24 protein-coding genes are annotated in these 19,776 nt (G+C 59.5%); 5 read left to right on the top strand and 19 right to left on the bottom strand.

The features are described 5' to 3' along the window. The 9 genes from FUU19_RS05175 to fkpA all read right to left on the bottom strand — a co-directional run. The coding region (locus FUU19_RS05175; protein WP_010436276.1) for a hypothetical protein at window positions 1–75 on the bottom strand (75 nt) is incomplete at its 3' end. Between the two features lie 70 nt (window positions 76–145). After that, window positions 146–2,260 (bottom strand): elongation factor G, encoded by a 2,115-nt coding sequence (fusA, locus tag FUU19_RS05170; protein ID WP_025304497.1) that lies wholly within the window; start codon window positions 2,258–2,260, stop codon window positions 146–148. 93 nt (window positions 2,261–2,353) lie between these two features. Continuing rightward, window positions 2,354–2,824, bottom strand: a complete 471-nt coding sequence (gene rpsG, locus FUU19_RS05165) for a 30S ribosomal protein S7 (RefSeq protein ID WP_004956203.1) — start codon at window positions 2,822–2,824, stop codon at window positions 2,354–2,356. A 96-nt stretch (window positions 2,825–2,920) separates the two neighbouring features. After that, on the bottom strand, window positions 2,921–3,295 hold the full coding sequence (gene rpsL, locus FUU19_RS05160; RefSeq protein WP_004930426.1) for a 30S ribosomal protein S12: 375 nt from the start codon (window positions 3,293–3,295) through the stop codon (window positions 2,921–2,923). Window positions 3,296–3,438: 143 nt separating this feature from the next. Then, on the bottom strand, window positions 3,439–3,726 hold the full coding sequence (tusB, locus tag FUU19_RS05155) for a sulfurtransferase complex subunit TusB (RefSeq protein ID WP_025304499.1): 288 nt from the start codon (window positions 3,724–3,726) through the stop codon (window positions 3,439–3,441). 9 nt (window positions 3,727–3,735) lie between these two features. Further along, the gene (gene tusC / locus FUU19_RS05150; RefSeq protein WP_025304500.1) at window positions 3,736–4,095 is read right to left on the bottom strand and encodes a sulfurtransferase complex subunit TusC; all 360 of its coding nucleotides are present in this window, start codon (window positions 4,093–4,095) and stop codon (window positions 3,736–3,738) included. Window positions 4,096–4,102: 7 nt separating this feature from the next. Further along, a complete protein-coding gene (gene tusD, locus FUU19_RS05145; RefSeq protein ID WP_202670400.1) occupies window positions 4,103–4,492 on the bottom strand; it encodes a sulfurtransferase complex subunit TusD in 390 nt (129 codons plus the stop codon). Then, a complete protein-coding gene (locus tag FUU19_RS05140; RefSeq protein WP_004930418.1) occupies window positions 4,492–5,214 on the bottom strand; it encodes a helix-turn-helix transcriptional regulator in 723 nt (240 codons plus the stop codon). Before FUU19_RS05140 ends, tusD begins: the two co-directional genes overlap by 1 nt. Before the next feature lie 373 nt (window positions 5,215–5,587). Beyond that, complete coding sequence (fkpA, locus tag FUU19_RS05135) at window positions 5,588–6,427, bottom strand: FKBP-type peptidyl-prolyl cis-trans isomerase (RefSeq protein WP_025304502.1); 840 nt, start codon at window positions 6,425–6,427, stop codon at window positions 5,588–5,590. Between the two features lie 356 nt (window positions 6,428–6,783). Between fkpA and FUU19_RS05130 the strand changes: the two genes are divergently transcribed. After that, window positions 6,784–7,011 carry a SlyX family protein gene (locus FUU19_RS05130; RefSeq protein WP_089181399.1) on the top strand — a complete coding sequence of 76 codons (228 nt, stop codon included), beginning with the start codon at window positions 6,784–6,786 and terminating at the stop codon, window positions 7,009–7,011. Between the two features lie 84 nt (window positions 7,012–7,095). Here FUU19_RS05130 and slyD read toward each other — a convergent pair whose 3' ends face one another. From slyD to kefG, 4 genes are all read right to left on the bottom strand, one after another. After that, window positions 7,096–7,695, bottom strand: a complete 600-nt coding sequence (gene slyD / locus FUU19_RS05125) for a peptidylprolyl isomerase (RefSeq protein ID WP_141972223.1) — start codon at window positions 7,693–7,695, stop codon at window positions 7,096–7,098. Window positions 7,696–7,807: 112 nt separating this feature from the next. Further along, window positions 7,808–8,011: a YheV family putative zinc ribbon protein gene (locus FUU19_RS05120; RefSeq protein WP_015379274.1), complete on the bottom strand. Its 204-nt coding sequence runs from the start codon at window positions 8,009–8,011 to the stop codon at window positions 7,808–7,810. A 14-nt stretch (window positions 8,012–8,025) separates the two neighbouring features. After that, entirely contained in the window at window positions 8,026–9,834 is a 1,809-nt protein-coding gene (gene kefB, locus FUU19_RS05115; RefSeq protein WP_202670401.1) for a glutathione-regulated potassium-efflux system protein KefB, read from the bottom strand. 2 nt (window positions 9,835–9,836) lie between these two features. Continuing rightward, window positions 9,837–10,388: a glutathione-regulated potassium-efflux system ancillary protein KefG gene (gene kefG, locus FUU19_RS05110; RefSeq protein ID WP_033645385.1), complete on the bottom strand. Its 552-nt coding sequence runs from the start codon at window positions 10,386–10,388 to the stop codon at window positions 9,837–9,839. A 129-nt stretch (window positions 10,389–10,517) separates the two neighbouring features. On the opposite strand from kefG, the gene FUU19_RS05105 reads away from it, so the two are divergent. Beyond that, window positions 10,518–12,431, top strand: coding sequence for an ABC transporter ATP-binding protein (locus tag FUU19_RS05105; RefSeq protein ID WP_202670402.1), 1,914 nt, complete (start codon window positions 10,518–10,520; stop codon window positions 12,429–12,431). 3 nt (window positions 12,432–12,434) lie between these two features. On the opposite strand, the gene tauD is transcribed toward FUU19_RS05105, so the two are convergent. The 6 genes from tauD to FUU19_RS05075 form a co-directional block, all read right to left on the bottom strand. Further along, complete coding sequence (tauD, locus tag FUU19_RS05100; RefSeq protein WP_230507085.1) at window positions 12,435–13,283, bottom strand: taurine dioxygenase; 849 nt, start codon at window positions 13,281–13,283, stop codon at window positions 12,435–12,437. Continuing rightward, window positions 13,280–14,116: a taurine ABC transporter permease TauC gene (tauC, locus tag FUU19_RS05095; protein ID WP_033631937.1), complete on the bottom strand. Its 837-nt coding sequence runs from the start codon at window positions 14,114–14,116 to the stop codon at window positions 13,280–13,282. The genes tauD and tauC overlap by 4 nt, the downstream gene beginning before the upstream one ends. Further along, window positions 14,113–14,880, bottom strand: coding sequence for a taurine ABC transporter ATP-binding subunit (gene tauB, locus FUU19_RS05090; RefSeq protein ID WP_197834541.1), 768 nt, complete (start codon window positions 14,878–14,880; stop codon window positions 14,113–14,115). The genes tauC and tauB overlap by 4 nt, the downstream gene beginning before the upstream one ends. 9 nt (window positions 14,881–14,889) lie before the next feature. Next, the gene (gene tauA / locus FUU19_RS05085) at window positions 14,890–15,885 is read right to left on the bottom strand and encodes a taurine ABC transporter substrate-binding protein (protein ID WP_141972218.1); all 996 of its coding nucleotides are present in this window, start codon (window positions 15,883–15,885) and stop codon (window positions 14,890–14,892) included. Between the two features lie 114 nt (window positions 15,886–15,999). Then, on the bottom strand, window positions 16,000–16,782 hold the full coding sequence (locus FUU19_RS05080) for a PhzF family phenazine biosynthesis protein (RefSeq protein ID WP_089181405.1): 783 nt from the start codon (window positions 16,780–16,782) through the stop codon (window positions 16,000–16,002). 10 nt (window positions 16,783–16,792) lie between these two features. After that, on the bottom strand, window positions 16,793–17,395 hold the full coding sequence (locus FUU19_RS05075) for a LysE family translocator (protein WP_202670404.1): 603 nt from the start codon (window positions 17,393–17,395) through the stop codon (window positions 16,793–16,795). Window positions 17,396–17,514: 119 nt separating this feature from the next. On the opposite strand from FUU19_RS05075, the gene FUU19_RS05070 reads away from it, so the two are divergent. From FUU19_RS05070 to FUU19_RS05060, 3 genes are all read left to right on the top strand, one after another. Further along, a complete protein-coding gene (locus FUU19_RS05070; protein WP_230507084.1) occupies window positions 17,515–18,495 on the top strand; it encodes a hydrolase in 981 nt (326 codons plus the stop codon). Beyond that, window positions 18,492–18,725 (top strand): YheU family protein, encoded by a 234-nt coding sequence (locus tag FUU19_RS05065; RefSeq protein WP_004930376.1) that lies wholly within the window; start codon window positions 18,492–18,494, stop codon window positions 18,723–18,725. Before FUU19_RS05070 ends, FUU19_RS05065 begins: the two co-directional genes overlap by 4 nt. Before the next feature lie 152 nt (window positions 18,726–18,877). Then, window positions 18,878–19,747, top strand: coding sequence for a phosphoribulokinase (locus FUU19_RS05060; protein ID WP_033636275.1), 870 nt, complete (start codon window positions 18,878–18,880; stop codon window positions 19,745–19,747). The last annotated feature ends 29 nt before the right edge of the window (window positions 19,748–19,776 follow it).

Below are 19,776 nucleotides of genomic sequence, written 5' to 3'. Positions count from 1 at the left end.
TTTACCGTGGTCAACGTGGCCGATAGTACCAACGTTAACGTGCGGTTTTGTACGTTCAAATTTTTCTTTAGACACGGCTATATTCCTTACTATAGCGCTCTCCCCTTCTGGAGAGAGCACGGGACTTTGGTTTTAACCCTGCGGCTTATTTGCCACGGGCTTCGATTACGGCCTGAGCGACGTTGTTCGGTGCATCATCATACTTCAGGAATTCCATGGTGTATGATGCGCGACCTTTAGTCAGAGAACGCAGCTGAGTTGCGTAGCCGAACATTTCGGACAACGGTACTTCAGCGTGGATCTTAACGCCAGTCACTTCAGATTCCTGACCGCGCAGCATGCCGCGACGACGGCTCAAGTCACCGATAACGTCACCGGTGTTCTCTTCTGGAGTCTCAACTTCAACCTTCATGATAGGCTCAAGCAGAACTGGTTTCGCTTTCTTAAAGCCTTCTTTAAAGGCGATAGACGCGGCCAGTTTAAACGCCAGTTCAGAGGAGTCAACGTCGTGGTAAGAACCGAAGTGCAGACGAATACCCATGTCTACTACTGGGTAACCAGCCAACGGACCAGACTTAAGCTGCTCCTGGATGCCTTTATCAACGGCAGGGATGTATTCGCCAGGAATTACACCACCTTTGATGTCGTTGACGAACTCGTAACCTTTCGGGTTAGAGCCCGGCTCCAGTGGGTACATGTCGATCACAACGTGACCGTACTGACCGCGACCACCAGACTGCTTGGCGTGCTTACCTTCAACGTCGGTAATCTTCGCGCGAATCGCTTCGCGGTAAGCTACCTGAGGTTTGCCCACGTTAGCTTCAACGTTGAATTCACGCTTCATGCGGTCAACGATGATGTCGAGGTGCAGTTCACCCATACCGGCGATGATGGTCTGGTTAGACTCTTCGTCAGTCCATACGCGGAACGACGGGTCTTCTTTAGCCAGACGGCCCAGAGCCAGACCCATTTTTTCTTGGTCAGCTTTGGTTTTCGGTTCAACGGCGATAGAGATTACCGGCTCAGGGAATTCCATACGCTCCAGGATGATTGGAGAGTCTGGATCACACAGGGTGTCCCCGGTGGTCACGTCTTTCAGACCGATCGCAGCGGCGATGTCGCCTGCGCGAACTTCTTTGATCTCTTCACGCTTGTTGGCGTGCATCTGAACGATACGGCCAAAACGCTCGCGCGCAGACTTAACGGAGTTCAGCACGGTGTCGCCGGAGTTAACAACGCCGGAGTACACGCGGAAGAAGGTCAAGTTACCTACGAACGGGTCGGTAGCGATTTTGAACGCCAGCGCAGAGAACGGCTCGTCATCACTTGCGTGACGCTCAGCCGGAGTGTCTTTACCGTCGTCCAGGATACCGTTGATCGCAGGAACGTCAGTTGGTGCCGGCAGGTATTCGATTACCGCATCCAGCATCGCCTGCACGCCCTTGTTCTTGAACGCAGAACCACAGGTAACCAGGATGATTTCGTTGTTCAGTACGCGCTGACGCAGAGCTGCTTTGATTTCTTCCTCGGTCAGCTCTTCGCCGCCCAGGTATTTTTCCATCAGCTCTTCGGAAGCTTCCGCAGCGGACTCGATCAGGTTCTGGCGCCATTCTTCAGCCAGATCCATCATGTCAGCCGGGACGTCTTCGTATTCGAAGGTTACGCCTGCGTCTTCTTCGTTCCAGTTGATCGCCTTCATTTTCACCAGGTCGATAACGCCGGTGAATTTGTCTTCTGCGCCGATAGCCAGCTGCAGAGGAACAGGGTTAGCGCCCAGACGAGATTTGATCTGGCCAACAACTTTCAGGAAGTTAGCGCCCATACGGTCCATTTTGTTAACGAACGCGATACGTGGCACTTTGTATTTGTTAGCCTGACGCCATACGGTTTCAGACTGTGGCTGAACACCACCAACAGCACAGTAAACCATTACCGCGCCATCCAGCACACGCATGGAACGTTCTACTTCGATGGTGAAGTCAACGTGCCCTGGGGTGTCGATGATGTTTACGCGATGCGGTTCGAACTGCTTGGCCATACCAGACCAGAAAGCAGTAGTCGCTGCAGAAGTGATGGTAATACCACGCTCCTGCTCCTGTTCCATCCAGTCCATGGTGGCAGCGCCGTCATGAACTTCACCGATTTTGTGGTTTACACCGGTGTAGAACAGAATACGTTCGGTAGTGGTGGTTTTACCGGCGTCGATGTGAGCACTGATACCGATGTTACGGTAGCGTGCAATGGGTGTTGTACGAGCCATTTGATTCCTCTATTCCTAGGGCGTTCAAGTTCAGTTAACCCAAGCGGGCCGATTTGACGCGCCCGCTTGGTTAGCATGACTACAGCCAGGTGATTACCAGCGGTAGTGGGCGAACGCCTTGTTGGCTTCGGCCATACGGTGAACGTCTTCACGCTTCTTAACAGCAGAACCTTTGTTCTCTGCTGCGTCAGACAGCTCGTTCGCCAGGCGCAGAGCCATGGATTTATCACCGCGTTTACGTGCAGCATCAACGATCCAACGCATTGCCAGAGCATTACGACGAACCGGGCGGACTTCAACTGGTACCTGATAAGTAGAACCGCCAACGCGACGCGACTTAACTTCTACAGTCGGGCGAACGTTGTCGAGAGCGACTTCGAAAGCTTCCAGGTGATCTTTACCAGAACGCTGAGCCAGGGTCTCCAGCGCGGTATAGACGATTGCTTCTGCAGTAGATTTTTTACCGTCTACCATCAGGATATTTACAAATTTGGCCAGCAGCTCAGATCCGAACTTAGGATCTGGCAGGATTTTACGTTGGCCGATTACGCGACGACGTGGCATGGAAATACTCCGTTGTTAATTCAGGATTGTCCAAAACTCTACGAGTTTATTTTGACATTAAAGTTAAAACGTTTGGCCTTACTTAACGGAGAACCATTAAGCCTTTGGCTTCTTCACGCCGTACTTGGAACGAGCTTGCTTACGGTCTTTAACACCGGAGCAGTCAAGTGCACCACGGACGGTGTGGTAACGCACACCTGGCAGGTCTTTTACACGACCGCCACGGATCAGGATTACGGAGTGTTCCTGCAGGTTGTGGCCTTCGCCACCGATGTAGGAAGTCACTTCGAAACCGTTGGTCAAACGCACACGGCAAACTTTACGCAGTGCGGAGTTTGGTTTTTTCGGGGTAGTGGTATATACGCGGGTGCATACGCCACGTTTCTGCGGGCAGGCTTCCAGCGCTGGAACGTTGCTTTTAGCAGCCTTCACAGAGCGTGGTTTGCGAACCAGCTGGTTAATTGTTGCCATTAAAAAAGCTCCTGGTTTTTGCTTCGTACTAGCTTCGTAAACATGTGATAAATCCCCTCGTATGCACTATTGGCAGAGTACGAGGACGCAGAATTTTAGGGCTGACCAGTATGGGTGTCAAGAAATATACAACATCACTCTCATTACCAGGCCATTTGGCTGCGGTGTTGTTCGGTTAATTCAACGAAGTGATTATAGCCGATGACAGTGATTTTGTGCGAAAAATGACCAACCAATCCCCGGGCTTCCAGGTCATCCTGCAGCGCATAAAGGGATATGGGGGCGGCGAGCAGCAATTCAAGATGAGCGCTGCCGGCAAGGCCTGCAAGCACGCCGTCCTGTAGCAGCAACAGCGCGTCGCCCTCCGCCGCCAGGCGCAGCAGCGCAGGTAAGTCACATTGGTTTGGCGAATGGCTCAGGGTATACAGCATCAGAAGATCCTAAAACGTCATCACGGCGTCGTAACCGGCCAATTGGCGGCGCAATTCATCCGGCGCCAGCACCTCGGCATCCAGCACCCAATCGGTCACCTGACTCAGCCCACGCTCCTGCAGCGAAGCCTGGCATAGATAGCAGCGCTCCACGTCATACAACGGCAGCACGCCGAAGGTGGCGATGTAATTGCGCGCCAAGATTTTTTCCGGTTGCTGGCCCGGCAACAGCTGCAATACGCCATCGCCGACAAAAAACACCCCCAAATCCTCACTGAGCGCCGATGTGGCAAGCAGCGCATCCAGCCCTTCCCTGCCGCCGGCACCGCCGTGCGGCCCGTGGGTGAAAACAAAAGCGACTCGTTTCATCATATCCTCAGAACTGCACCAGACGGTCGCAACTCAGCGACTCTTCGGCCAGGGAACCCAGCCCGCTCAGGGTAAAGCCGGGCTGCAGGTTGGCGCTTGCCAGCCCCTGTTGCGCCGCCTCCTGCTCGTCGGTGACGCCACGGCGCAGCGCGGCAGCAACGCAGACGTTGAGCGCCACGCCGTGTTGCTGCGCCAGCTGCGTCCAGCCGCGCACCAGGTCGAATTCGTCGCTGGCCGGCGCGGTCAGTTGGTTGGCGTTCAACACCCCTTCACGGTAGAAAAAAACGCTGGAAAGCCGGTGCCCTTTCGCCAGCAAAGCCTGAGCGAACTGATAGGCGCTGCTGGCCTGCTGCGTGCCGTAAGCCGGGCCGGTGACCAACAGACAATAATCGAGCATCAACGGTCGCTTCCCAACAGATCGCCACTCTTGAACTGGCGGATGTACAGATACACGGTGTGTTTGGAGATATTCAGGCGATCCGCCACCTGGTTGATCGCATCCTTGATATCGAAGATGCCTTTCTCATAGAGGTTGAGCACCACCTGGCGGTTCTTGGCGTTATTGGACACCGAGCGGTCGGCGTTCACCTCTTCGATGGTGAACTCCAGCGTCTGCGCCACCAGATCGTCGACGGAAGACGCGAAATTCACCGACGACGGCACGTCCTGCGTGGCCGGCGGCATAAAGGTCTGCATGATCTGCGAGAACGGCACGTCGAGGTTCATGTTGATGCACAGCAGGCCGATCACCCGCTGCTCGCGATTGCGAATGGCGATGGTCACCGATTTCATCAACACGCCGCTCTTGGCGCGGGTGAAGTAGGCTTTCGATACGCTGCTGTCGTCGCCGGCCATATCGTGCAGCATGCGCAGCGCAAGATCGGTGATCGGCGAGCCGATTTTCCGCCCGGTATGTTCACCGTTGGCAATGCGTACCGCTGAGCTGTTCAGGTCTTCCAGCGCGTGCAATACGATCTCACAGTGGCCGCCGATCAACATCGCCAGCCCGTCGACCACCGCTTCATAGGATTTCAGGATTTCATGATCCGTTTGAGTAAACGGACGTTCATTCAGCAAATCAAGTTCGCTGGCTTCGCTGGATAAAAGCGAATTTGACATCGAAGATACCACCCTCATAGATCGCCTGTGCCAGGGGGCGCAGCTAAAACCGCTCGGACCGGATCGCTGCCGTCGTCGGCACGCCGCAGCGCGGCCGGCTGAGAGCGGCATCAAACGCCACGATGACATCCGCGAGCAAGGCGGCCGGGAACAATTTTAGGTACACGCCCTAAGGGGCAGACGCATGACTGATAAGTCAGAATTATTAGTCTAGCAAAGCGGCCGGAGCAAAGTCCTTGCGTTTGCGCGTGGTATTGACGTTAAGCCCGATGCCCGGCAGGCGTCAAGCGTTCAATAGAGAGAGAGGCGGCGGCTGTCGAAATGAAAACCGCCGCGGAGGGCATCCGCGGCGGTGGCAAACAGAGCGACGATGTTATTTCGCTTTGGTATCGGCTTTCGCGTCAGCCGGTTTTTCGGCTTTAGCGTCGGCTTTCGGCGCCGCTTTCACGTCCAGCAGCTCAACGTCGAAGACCAGCGTGGAGTTAGCCGGGATGCCCGGAACGCCGGTTTTACCGTAGGCCAGCGCCGGTGGGATCACCAGCTTGATTTTGCCGCCTTTCTTGATGTGCTTCAGGCCTTCGGTCCAGCCTGGGATCACGCCGTCCAGACGGAACGACAGCGGCTCGCCGCGGGTGTAGGAGTTATCGAACTCGGTACCGTCGGTCAGGGTGCCTTTGTAGTTCACTACCACGGTGTCGCTGTCTTTCGGTGCTTCACCCGCGCCCGGTTTCTCTACCTGGTACAGCAGGCCGGATTCGGTTTTCTTCACGCCTTTTTCTTTCGCGAAGCTGTCACGGTATTTGGCGCCTTTGGTTTCGTTGTCCTTGGCGTCCTGTTCCATCTTCGCCTGAGCGGAAGCCTTCACGCGCGCTTCGAAGCCCTGCAGGGTCTTCTCGATGTCGGCATCGTTCAGCTTGCTCTTGTTGGCGAACGCGTCCTGAACGCCGGCGATCAGCTGATCTTTGTCCAGCTTGATACCCAGCTTCTCTTGCTCTTTCAGAGAGTTGTCCATGTAACGGCCGAGAGAGGCGCCCAGTGCGTAAGCCGCTTGCTCGTCGTCGTTTTTGAACTTGCCGGTGCTCGGTGCTGCTGCCGCGTCCGCTGGTTTAGCGGCTTCTGCCGGTTTGGCGGCATCGGCTGCCATGACCTGGGTCGCATTCAGAGCAAAAGCCATGGTGGTTGCCAGAAGCGTGACTTTAAACAAAGATTTCATCCATTTCTCCAGTGTCTGAAGCAATGCCCCAAACAATCATTAGGTAAGATAACCGGGCTACTATAGCTGCCTGAAACAAAACAAAACAGTCGCACAGGTAACCAATCGAGTCAAAGTGTGACTCCCGCTTTGCCAAGAAGTTTCCCGCCGCGTGCTACTCGCATGATAAATCAGATTTTTCTTGCAGAATATTCGGCGAGGTTAGCAAATAACGGCATACCGGGCGCGCAACTTTTCAGCACTTTACACTGCCGATCGCAACGTTGAGCGCCGTCTGGAGAAATAGCGCGAGCAAACCCGGCGCCAGCTGTTACCATAGCGCCGAATCAGGATTTTATCGCGTCAGAGGTAGCCTCATGCACAACACCGACATTCAACGCCTGCTACAGCGGCTTGAAGAACTTGAAAGCCGTCAGGCTTTCCAAGAGCTCACCATCGAAGAGCTCAACCAGACTGTTACCCAGCATCAAATGGAAATGCTGAAGATGCGCGAACACCTGCGCATGCTGACCGACAAGCTGCGCTCAACCCAAACCTCAATGATCGCTTCGCAATCGGAAGAAACGCCTCCGCCGCACTATTGAGGGCCACCGCGTAACCATCCTGGAGCGCCGCGCATAAAAAAGGGCAGCCGATGGCCGCCCTCTTGTCTCGTGATTGCGCTCTGCTTAGTGGCAGCCGCAACCGCCGTTACCGCAACCGCCTTTACCGTGGTCGTGACCATGGTCGTGATCGTGGCTGTGGCCATGATCGTGGCCGTGACCGCCGCAGCAGCCTTCACCGTGTTCGTGGTGATGGTCGTGCTCGCCGTGTACGTGACCGTGCGCCAGCTCTTCTGCGGTCGCTTCGCGGATCGCAACAACTTCCACGTTGAAGTTCAGGTTTTGGCCGGCCAGCATGTGGTTGCCGTCAACCACGACGTGGTCGCCGTCAACTTCGGTGATTTCAACCGGTACCGGGCCCTGATCGGTGTCAGCCAGGAAACGCATGCCGACCTGCAGTTCGTCAACGCCCATGAAGACGTCTTTCGGTACGCGCTGCACCAGGTTTTCGTCGTAGTTGCCGTACGCATCGTTCGCGCCGACGTGAACGTCAAAACGATCGCCAACGTCGTGGCCTTCGAGTGCTTTTTCCAGACCTGCGATCAGAGAACCATGCCCGTGCAGATAGTCCAGCGGTGCGCTCACCGGAGACTCATCAACCAAAACACCGTCTTCTGTACGTACTTGGTAAGCCAGGCTGACCACCAAGTCTTTTGCTACTTTCATGATATCTCCTACCGTTGGCTACTAGGACGCACACCGTTATCGGGATGCGCGCCTTTTCCGGACAGATTGTAACGGAAATCTGCCTCGCTGTACCCTCCGGGATAAAAAAACGCTACTTCGGCTGGAAAATGCCGATCACCTGCTCCTGCGGGCGAACGTGTTTTTCCACCTGTTGTTCGGTCTGGCGCTGATGGTGGCCGCACTTGACGCACTCCACCACCTCCACCTGATCCTCCCGCCACACCGCCAGCGTATCCATGGCGCTACAGCTCGGGCACACCGCCCCGGCGATAAATCTCTTGCGTGTTGCAGACATCGTTATGCTCCCGCTTATTCGTATTCGTCCCAGCCGTCGAACTGGCGACTTTCTTTTTGCATTTCTCGATGGAACAGCTCTTCCAGCTCGCGCCGCGCCTCTTTCACGCGGGAAATTTGCGCCACGTCGCCCTGATGCGGCGGCATCAGTTCACGCAGCATGCGCATATCCAGGCGGCGGAAATGCTGCTGGGCGCGGAAGGCCTGATGCGGGTGCATGCCCAACTCCATCAGCGCCTTGCGCCCCAGTTCCAGCGCGCTGGAGAAGGTTTCGCGGCTGAACTGTTTCACCCCCGCCTGCAGCAACTCATGCGCCTCCACGCGGCCGCGCGCCCGCGCCAGAATGCTCAGGTTCGGGAAGTGTTGCTGACACAGCCGCACGATCTCCATGGTGTCTTCCGGCTCGTTACAGGTGATCACGATCGACTTGGCCTTCTCGGCGCCCGCCGCGCGCAGCAGCTCCAGCTCGGTGGCATCACCGTAATAAACCTTGTAACCGTAGCGCCGCAGTACGCCAACGGCGCTGACGTCGCGCTCCAGTACGGTAATGCGCATTTTGTTGGCCATCAACAGGCGGCCGATCACCTGGCCGAAACGCCCGAAGCCGACGATGATCACCTGCGGATCGTCATCTTCCACGTACGGCGTCTCCTCGTCTTCGTCTTTGGCGTTATAGCGGCGCGCCAAAATGCGGTCGATGGCCTGCATCAGCAGCGGCGTGGTCATCATCGACAGCGTCACCACCACCAGCAGCAAAGAGAGTTGATCCGGCTGAAGCACCTTCTGGGCGCCCGCGGCAGAAAACAGCACGAAGGCGAACTCACCGCCCTGGCTGAGCACCCCGGCAAACTGCAGCCGCACCGAACTGCGCAGGCCGAACAGGCGCGATACGCCGTAGAGCACGCCAGATTTAACCGCCACCAGCACCAGCACGCCGATCAACACCTCGGCCAGATGGGTGTAGAGCACGCCGATATTCAACGCCATGCCCACCGAGATAAAGAACAACCCCAGCAGCAGCCCTTTAAACGGCTCGATGGAAATCTCCAGCTCATGGCGGTATTCGCTCTCCGCCAGCAGCACCCCGGCAATGAAGGTGCCAAGCGCCATCGACAGGCCGAGCGCTTCCATAAACAGCGCCGAGCCGAGCACCAGCAACAGCGCCGCGGCGGTGAAGATCTCGCGCACCCCCGAAGCGGCGATATAGCGGAACAGCGGCCGCAGCAGGAAGCGGCCGCCGATCAGCATGCCGCCGAACGCCGCCACCTTAAGCGCGATCTTCGCCCAGTCGTCGCTGGTGCCGCCGGCGCCGGCCAGAATCGGAATCAGCGCCAACGCCGGGATCACCGCCATATCCTGGAACAGCAGCACCGAGAAGCCGAGCTGCCCCCCTTCGTTGCGGTTCATGCCCTTCTCGCGCATCAGCTGCAGCGCCATGGCGGTGGAAGACATCGCCAGGCCGACGCCCCCGATCACCGCCGCCTGCCAGGCGAAATGCGTCAGGTACAGCAGCGCGCCCAGCACCGCCGCGGTGATCAGCACCTGGCCGGCGCCGGCGCCGAAGATCGAGCGCCGCAGCTCCCACAGTTTGCTGGGGTTCAGCTCCAGGCCGATGATGAACATCAGGAACACCACGCCCAGCTCGGAGAAGTGCAGGATCTCGTCGACGTCGCGAATGAAACCCAATCCCCAGGGGCCGATGGCGATGCCGGCGATCAGATAGCCCAACACCGCGCCGATCCCCAGGCGACGGGCGATCGGCACCGTCACCACCGCGGCGAACAGGAACAGTAAAATGGCGGTCAGTAAGGTCGATCCTTCCATGCTCATCGCCCTCCACGTGGCAGCGGGTGGCTCAGCCACTCGCCGTAGGCGTCCGCATGGCTGCGCAGCACCTCCGGCTTTTGCCGCCGCGCCCAATACACCACGAACGGCGTCAGCCAATGCATATGGCACATCCCGGCGGTCAGCTCGAACGGCCGCAGAATATCTTCCATCGGGTAGTGGTTATAACCGCCGGTGCGGTAGGCGCCTTCCGGCTCACCGGTGGTGATCACCGAACGCCAGTATTTGCCCGCCAGCGCATTGCCGCCCACGCCGCTGGCGAAGCCGCGCGACAGCACGCGATCCAGCCACTCCTTCAGCAGCGCCGGGCAGCTGTAGGTATACAGGGGGTGTTGAAACACGATGACCTGATGCTCACGCAGCAGCTGTTGTTCGTGATGGATATCGATAAAAAAATCAGGGTAGTGCGCGTAGAGATCGTGCACGGTGACATGTTCCAACTGCTGCGCCGGTCGAAGCAAAACCCGATTCGCCACCGAGTCATGGGATTCCGGATGGGCATACAGCAGCAAGACCTTGGGCGGCTGCGACATCATTCCCCTCCAAAGCGTCGTCAGGGTAGCGGTTTTCCGTTACCATGCATCGCAAAGACAAAAACAGCGCGCGGTACGCGTTCTGTTACCTTAATGATAATTTAACATACTCTGAACATACGGCGCTTTATGATTGTATTCTCCTCGCTACAAATCCGACGCGGCATCCGCGTCCTGCTGGACAACGCCACGGCGACGGTTAATCCAGGTCAGAAGGTCGGCCTGGTGGGCAAAAACGGCTGCGGCAAGTCCACGCTGCTGTCGCTGCTGAAGGGCGAGATCGCGGCGGACGGCGGCAGCTTCACCTTCCCCGGCAACTGGGCGCTGGCCTGGGTCAACCAGGAGACGCCGGCGCTGGACGTGCCGGCCATTGAGTATGTTATCGACGGCGACCGCGAGTTTCGCCAACTCGAAGCCGAATTGCAGACGGCCAACGACCGTAACGACGGCCACGCCATCGCCACCCTGCACGGCAAGCTGGACGCCATCGACGCCTGGACCATCCGTTCCCGCGCCGCCAGCCTGCTGCACGGCCTCGGCTTCTCCAACGAACAGCTGCAAAGCCCGGTGCGCGACTTTTCCGGCGGCTGGCGCATGCGCCTCAACCTGGCGCAGGCGCTGGTGTGCCGTTCCGACCTGCTGCTGCTCGACGAACCGACCAACCACCTGGATCTCGATGCGGTGATCTGGCTGGAGCGCTGGCTGAAAAGCTATCCCGGCACGCTGGTACTGATCTCGCACGACCGCGACTTCCTCGATCCGATCGTCGACAAGATCCTGCATATCGAACAGCAGACGATGAATGAATACACCGGTAACTATTCGTCGTTCGAACGCCAGCGCGCCACCAAGCTGGCGCAGCAGCAGTCGCTATATCAGCACCAGCAAGAGAAAGTGGCGCACCTGCAAAGCTATATCGACCGTTTCCGCGCGCAGGCCACCAAAGCCAAGCAGGCGCAGAGCCGCATCAAGATGCTGGAGCGCATGGAGCTGATCGCCCCGGCGCACGTCGACAACCCGTTCACCTTCAGCTTCCGTCCGCCGGAAAGCCTGCCGAACCCTCTGCTGCGCATGGACAAAGTCAGCGCCGGGTATGGCGATAAAGTGATCCTGAAGTCAATCAAGCTGAACCTGGTGCCCGGCTCGCGCATTGGCCTGCTCGGCCGCAACGGCGCCGGTAAATCGACGCTGATCAAACTGCTGGCCGGCACCCTGGAACCGCTGAGCGGCGAGATCGGCCTGGCGAAAGGCATCAAGCTGGGTTACTTCGCCCAGCACCAGCTGGAATTCCTGCGCGCCGACGAATCGCCGCTGCAGCACCTGAGCCGCATCGCACCACGGGTGCTGGAGCAGCAGCTGCGCGACTATCTGGGTGGTTTCGGTTTCCAGGGCGACAAGGTCAGCGAAGTGACCGAACGTTTCTCCGGCGGCGAGAAGGCGCGGCTGGTGCTGGCACTGATCGTTTGGCAGCGCCCTAACCTGCTGCTGCTCGATGAACCGACCAACCACCTGGATCTCGACATGCGTCAGGCGCTGACCGAGGCGCTGATCGATTTCGAAGGCGCGTTGGTGGTGGTCTCGCACGACCGTCACCTGCTGCGCTCCACCACCGACGATCTGTACCTGGTGCACGACGGCCAGGTCGAGCCTTTCGAGGGCGATCTCGACGACTACCAGCAGTGGCTTGTCGACCTGCAGCGCCAGGAAAGCCAGCAGGACGCACCGGAAAAAGAGAGCGGCGGCAACAGCGCGCAGGCGCGCAAGGATCAAAAACGCCGCGAGGCGGAGTTCCGTACGCAGACCCAACCGCTGCGCAAGCAGATCGCCAAGTTGGAACAGCAGATGGAAAAACTGGGCGCTGAACTGGCGGCGGTGGAGGAACAGCTGGCAGATTCCGCACTGTACGACATCAGCCGCAAGGCCGAGTTGACCGACTGCCTGCAAAAGCAAAGCCAGGCCAAATCCGCGCTGGAAGAGACGGAAATGACCTGGCTGGATGCACAAGAACAGCTGGAACAGTTAACGCAGGCGTTCGAAGCCTAAGTCTCAGGCCTTGTAAAAAGGCCTATCCCCCAGAATGGTCGCGCGGTGCATGATGCGCCGCTGCGGCAGATAATCCGCGTTGGCGTAGTGCTGCGTCACGCGGTTATCCCAGATCGCCACGTCATTTTCCTGCCAGCGCCAGCGCACCTGAAACTCCGGTTTGGTGATGTGAGCAAACAGGAAGTTCAGCAAAGCGTCGCTCTCCTTCGGCGCCACATCCACGATCCGCGTGGTGAACCCTTCATTGACGAACAGCGCCTGCCGGCCGCTGACCGGGTGAGTACGCACCACCGGATGCAGCAACGGCGGGTTTTTCTGCACCGCCCGTTGCCAGCGCTGGTGTTCTTCTTCGCTACCGCGATGCTTGTACTCCGGGAACGACTTGGTGAAGTCATGCTCCGCGCGCAACCCCGCGAGCAGCGTTCTGAACGGCGCCGACAGCGCCTCGTAGGCCGCGATCCCGCTGGCCCACAGCGTATCGCCGCCGGTGGAAGGCAAGGTCTTGGCCGCCAGGATCGCCCCCAGCGGCGGGTTTTCGATAAAGGTCACGTCGGTGTGCCAGTTATCGTTGTCCGGCGGGTTGTCGTCATGGGTATCGAGCACGATAATCTCTTCCACGTCGGTGGCATGCGGATAGACCGGGTGGATATGCAGATCGCCGAAGCGGCCGGCCAGATCGCGCTGCTGCAGCGGCGTGATCGGCTGATTACGGAAGAACAGCACCTGATGCTTCAGCAAGGCATGATAAAGCTGTTCAAACTGGCCGTCGCCCAGCGGCCGGGCCAACTCGACGTTTTCCACCAGCGCCCCGATGTAAGGCCCCAGCGGGGTGATATTCAGACGTTCGTTCATTGCTGTACTCCATGCCACGGGGTCAATCGGCGCTGCAGGGCACGCAGCCCCAGCTCCAGCCCAAATGCAATCACCGCAATCACGCCGATGCCGGCCAACACCACGTCGGTCGCCAGAAACTCACCGGCGGATTGCACCATAAATCCCAGGCCGCGCGTGGCGGCGATCAGTTCGGCGGCCACCAGCGTCGACCAGCCGACGCCCAGCCCGATGCGGATGCCGGTCAGGATCTCCGGCAGCGCGCTCGGCAGCACCACGAAACGCAGCACCTGCCAACGCGTGGCGCCCAACGCGCGGGCGGCGCGCACCCGCACCTGCGCCACGCTGCGCACGCCGGCCACGGCAGACAGCGTCACCGGCGCAAAGATCGCCAGATAAATCAGCAAGATCTTCGAGGTTTCGCCGATGCCGAACCAAATCACCATCAGCGGCAGATAGGCCAGCGGTGGCACCGGGCGATAGATCTCAATCAACGGATCGAGAATGCCGCGTACCGTGTCGTTCAGCCCCATGGCGATGCCCACCGGAATGCCGACGATCACCGCCGCCAACAGCGCTACCAGAATGCGCCCCAGGCTGGCCGCCAGATGCTGCCACAGCGTGGCGTCCATAAAGCCTTGCGGGCTGGCGATGGTAATCAGCTGGTGCAGCACCTGCTGCGGCGCCGGCAAAAACAGCGGGCTGATCAGCTGCAGCGCCGTCACGCCCCACCAGACGATCAACACCGTCAACAGCGTGGCGCCGCTCAGCCAAACGTTGCGCGGCACGCTGAAACGGCGCGCCGCTTTGCCCTGCGGCTGCGCCGCGGCCTTCAGAGTGGAATGCAGGCTCATAACAAGGCCTCGCGCTGTTGGAAAACTTTGCCCAGCACGTATTCGCGCTGCGCGATAAATTCAGGATCGGACTTGATGGCGCGGCAGGCCTCGCCGTCGGCATAGCGTTGGCCGAAGTTCAGCGACAGCCGCTCCACCACCTGCCCCGGCCCCGGCGACAACAGCAGCAGTTCGCTGGCGAGGAACACCGCCTCTTCGATATCGTGGGTGATCAGCAGCACCTGCTTGCCGGTATCACGCCAAATGGTCAGCAACAGCTCCTGCATCTGCTCGCGAGTGAATGCATCCAGGGCGCCAAACGGCTCATCCAACAACAACAGCTGCGGATCGGCGGCCAGAGCGCGGGCGATGCCGACGCGTTGGCGCATGCCGCCGGAAAGCTGCCAGATAAAGTGCTGTTCATAACCCGCCAGTCCCACGCGCTGCAACATCTGCTCCGCCACCTGGCGGCGCTGCGCCTTGCCGACGCCGGCCAGCTGCAGGCCGAACTCGACGTTGTCCACCACGTTGCGCCACGGCAGTAAGCCCTCATGCTGGAACACCACGCCCCGTTCGGCGCCCGGGCCGTGAACGGGCGTTCCATCCAGCGTGATGCTGCCAGCTGAAGGCTCGATAAACCCGGCGATCAAATTCAGCAGCGTGGTCTTGCCACAGCCTGACGGGCCGAGCACCACCACCAGTTGCCCGGCGGCGATCTGGAACGACACGTCACGCAGCGCGGGCCGCCCCTGATACTCTGCTGAAAGATGATTGACGTTTAGCATCCTGCTTCCTTACGACTGCGGCGCAGCCTGCACCTGTTTCACAAAACGGTCGGTCACGTAAGCGCTGTAGTCGCTGTCGACCTGCGGGATCTTGCCCTGCTGCTTGAGGAATTCGGCGGTATCGCGGATCGCCTTGTCCACCGGCTGGCCGAGCTGGGCAACCTGATCGGCCACCGGCAGATAACGGTTCCCCTTCACCAGCTCCGGCACCTGCGTTTGCGGCACGCCGCTCAGGCGCGCCAGCGTGCTGAGATGGCTCGGATCTTTCAGCCACTGCTCCGGCGCCGCCAGGTAGGCCTTTTGCGCCTGCAGGGCGCTGGCGGCAAAGGCGGTCACTACGTCGGGATGTTTCTCGGCAAAGTCTTTACGCACCACCCACACGTCCAGCGTCGGCGAACCCCATTCGCCCACCTGCGCGGAGTCAGTCAGCACCTTGCCCTGTTTGGCCAGTTCGTTGACCACCGGCGCCCAGACGTAAGCGCCGTCGATGTCGCCGCGCTGCCAGGCGGCGGCGATGGCCGGCGGCTGCAGATTGAGGATCTTCACCTGCTCAGGTTTGATGCCCCAATGCTTGAGCGAGGCCAGCAGGCTGTAATGGGTGGTGGAAATAAACGGCACCGCAATGCGCTTGCCGATCAGATCCTGCGGACTTTTGATGTCATTCTTCACCACCAGCGCTTCGGAGCTGCCGAGCTGCGAGGCGATGAGGAACACTTCGATGGGGAGTTTCTGGCTGGCGGCCACCGCCAGTGGGCTGGAGCCGATATTGCCGATCTGCACGTCGCCGGAGGCCAGCGCACGCAGCACGCTGGAACCGCTGTCGAACTTACGCCAGTCGACCGTCGCGCCGGACTGTTTGGCGAAGCTGTTCTCCGCCTGCGCCACCTTGGCCGGTTCTGCCGACGTCTGGTACGCCACGGTCACGTCCACCGCGTAGGCGCTGGCTGCGCTGAGCGACAGCGCCAACAGCGCCGCGTTGCGTAAGGAAAAGAGTTTGCCCGCCATGTTCCGCTCCGTTGATAAAAATCTGTTCAGTTGCTGACAGTTTTATCTGAGCGATGACGGGCGATAAAAGAATAAAAAAGTCTTCTTTATTACCTTGAGTAATATAACTGCAGATTACAGCGCGATACTTCCGCGCAGGAACACATGAGCATAGCCGCCGAGCAGCGTGCGATCCCCTTGCAGTTCGCAGAACAGTTCGCCGCCGCGTGCCGAGATCTGCTGCGCATGCAGCCGATGGTGGCCGAGACGCGCCGTCCAGTAAGGCATCAGCGTGCAGTGCGCGGAGCCGGTGACCGGATCTTCACCGCCGTCGAGCGTGAAATAGCGCGAAACGAAGTCCACGGTGTCACCCGGCGCGGTAACGATTACCGCACACCCGGCCAGCGCGATCAGCGCCGGGATGTCCGGCCGCAGCGCGCGTACCTGCGCCTCGTTTTCCAGCACCACCATCAGCGCTTTCGCCTGCCACACCTCCTGCGGCTGTACGCCCAGCAGCGCCGCAAGGCCCGCCGGTTCAGCCACCTTCTGTGGCGGCCGCGCGGGGAAGTCGAGCACCAGCCGTTCCCCGTCCTGCGCATCGCGCTTGACGAACAGCTCGCCGCCGGCCGAACGGAAGCGGATATCCTGCAGCGCCGGATTGATCGCGCTGAACATCACATGCGCTGCCGCCAGGGTGCCGTGGCCGCAAAGATCGACCTCGCGTTCCGGGGTAAACCAGCGGATAGCGGTCATGTCGCCGTCATCCCAGACAAAGCTGGTTTCCGGCAGGCCGATCTCGTTGGCGATCGCCTGCAGCCGCTCCGCCGGCAGCGGCTTCGTCAGCAGGCAAACCCCGGCCGGGTTGCCGCGCAGCCCTTTGCCGGTAAAGGCAACCACATGATAATAATTTTCCGCCATCGTTCGCTCCTTAATGCCAGATCAGTAACACACAGGCTGCGGTCAACAACCCCATGGAAACGTTGAAGATAACCCAAGCCTTTTTGCTGCGCAGCAGGCGGCCGATCACGGTGCCGAACGCCAGCCAGATAATGCCTGCGACAATGTTGACCACAAAAATGCCCAGCGCGATCGCCGCAATGGAACCGTTGTACTTATCGCCCGCCAGGCTGAAGCTGGCCACCGCCCCCAGCGCCATCAGCCAGGCTTTCGGGTTGAGGAACTGCAGCAGCCAGCCCTGATACAGCCGCACCGGCTGCGGCGGCGCCACGTCGGTTTCCAGTTTTTCATAGGCGGCGGTGGCGACTTTCCACGCCAGCCACAGCAGGTACAGACTGCCGAGGATTTTCAGGATCAGGTGCAGCGACGGGTAGATCAGGATCAGGCTGCCGACGCCGAAGGCCACCAGCAGCAAAATGCTTTGCATGCCGAGCATGATACCGACCATCAGCCACAGCGATCGCATAAAGCCGAAGTTAGCGCCGGAGGTGGTCAACAGCAGGTTATTGGGGCCAGGCGTGATGGCGGCGACCCACAGGAAGCCCAGCATCGAAAGGAATAAACTCGGTTCCATGGCACGGGTGCTCCTCACCCAAGGCGCTTTTTTGCAGTATCATTGTTAGTTCTTGGTATTGAAGCTAACAGTGCGCTAGGGATCTCACAATAGCCGCCCACAACATTTTTACTCAGCCTATGCATGACGTCTTTCGCCCTCTGACCGGGGCCAGTAACCCGCACCTGCAAACGCTGTTGCCGCGGTTGGTGCGCCGCCGCGTGTTATTGAAACCGCATTGGCAACGGCTGGAATTGCCCGACGGTGATTTCGTCGATCTCGCCTGGAGCGAAGATCCGGCGCAGGCGCGCGACAAACCGCGCGCGGTGCTGTTCCACGGCCTGGAAGGCAGCTTCTACAGCCCCTACGCGCATGGCCTGCTCAACGCCTGGCGTGAGCGCGGCTGGCTCGGCGTGGTGATGCACTTTCGCGGCTGCAGCGGCGTGCCCAACCGCAAGCAGCGCATCTACCACTCCGGTGAAACCGAAGAAGCGCGCATCTTCCTGCGCTGGCTGCGCGACCGCTACGGCGAGGTGCCGACCGCGGCGGTAGGCGTTTCGCTCGGCGGCAACATGCTGGCCTGCTATCTGGCACAGCAAGGCGCCGACAGCCTGCTGCAGGCGGCGGTGGTGGTCTCGGCGCCGCTGATGCTGGAGCCTTGCGCCTACCGCATGGAGCAAGGTTTCTCCCGCGTTTATCAGCGCTACCTGCTGGGGCAGCTGAAACAAAACGCCACCCGCAAGCTGTTGCACTACCCGGACACCCTGCCGCTCAAACTGTCACAGCTGAACGGGTTGCGGCGCATCCGCGAATTCGACGACGCCATCACCTCGCGCATTCACGGCTTCAGCGACGCTACCGACTATTATCGCCGCTGCAGCGCCCTGCCGCTGTTGCCGGCTGTCCAGACGCCGCTGCTGATCATCCATGCGAAGGACGATCCCTTCATGACCCATGAGGTGATCCCCGACGTCGCCGGCCTGCCGCGCAATATTGAATATCAGCTGACCGAGTACGGCGGCCACGTCGGCTTCGTCGGTGGCACGCTGAAAAAACCGCACATGTGGCTGGAACATCGCATTCCGGCCTGGCTTTCCCCTTATCTGGACATCCCGACGTGATCATTCCCTGGCAAGAACTGGCAACCGACACCCTGAACAGCCTGATCGAATCCTTTGTACTGCGCGAAGGCACCGATTACGGCGAACACGAACGCTCGCTGGAACAGAAGGTGGAGGACGTGCGCCGCCAGCTGAAAAACGGCGAAGTGGTGCTGGTGTGGTCGGAACTGCACGAGAGCGTCAACATCATGCCGCGCGGTCAGTTCCGCGCCGGGCAGGAAGAAATTTAGTGGCGCACGGTTCTATGACTGACGGAAAAAATCAGGTAACAATGGGGCATTGCAAACTAGCGCGCGCCATTTTTTCCCTGAGATAGAGAGCGTCAACAAGAGCCACAATACCCCCCTGACGCCGGCGCATTCAACACGGAGTGACAACCACCATGTCTGCCAAACATCCCGTTATCGCGGTGACCGGTTCCAGCGGCGCCGGCACTACCACCACCAGCGTGGCGTTCCGTAAGATCTTCCAGCAGCTCAACATCCGCGCCGCCGAGCTGGAGGGCGACAGCTTCCATCGCTACACCCGGCCGGAAATGGACGCGGCGATCCGCAAAGCGCGCGATCTGGGCAGACACATCAGCTATTTCGGCCCCGAGGCCAACGACTTCGGTCTGCTGCAGCAGAGCTTTATCGACTACGGCAAGAACGGCACCGGGCGCTCGCGCAAGTATCTGCACACCTACGACGAAGCGGTGCCCTACAATCAGGTGCCGGGTACCTTCACCCCGTGGGAACCGCTGCCGGCGCCGACCGACGTGCTGTTCTACGAGGGGTTGCACGGCGGCGTGGTCACCGAGCACCATGACGTGGCCAACCACGTCGATCTGCTGGTCGGCGTGGTGCCGATCGTCAACCTGGAGTGGATACAGAAACTGATCCGCGATACCGGCGAGCGCGGCCACTCTCGCGAAGCGGTAATGGATTCAGTGGTGCGTTCGATGGAAGATTACATCAACTACATCACGCCGCAGTTCTCGCGCACCCACATCAACTTCCAGCGCGTGCCGACGGTGGACACCTCCAACCCGTTCGCCGCCAAGGCCATTCCCTCACTGGATGAAAGCTTCGTGGTGATCCACTTCCGCGGGCTGGATCAGATAGATTTCCCCTATTTGCTGGCGATGCTGCAGGGCTCGTTTATCTCGCATATCAATACGTTAGTGGTGCCGGGTGGCAAGATGGGGCTGGCGATGGAGCTGATCATGGCGCCGCTGGTGCAGCGGTTGCTGGAAGGCAAGAAGATCGAATAAATGCGTTGAGCGCGGCGCCGGGCCGCGCT

The organism is Serratia montpellierensis (assembly GCF_020858655.1).
Taxonomy (GTDB): Bacteria; Pseudomonadota; Gammaproteobacteria; order Enterobacterales; family Enterobacteriaceae; genus Serratia; species Serratia montpellierensis.
The sequence above is the reverse complement of the archived record's forward strand: the minus strand, read 5'-3'. Positions and strand labels throughout refer to the sequence as shown.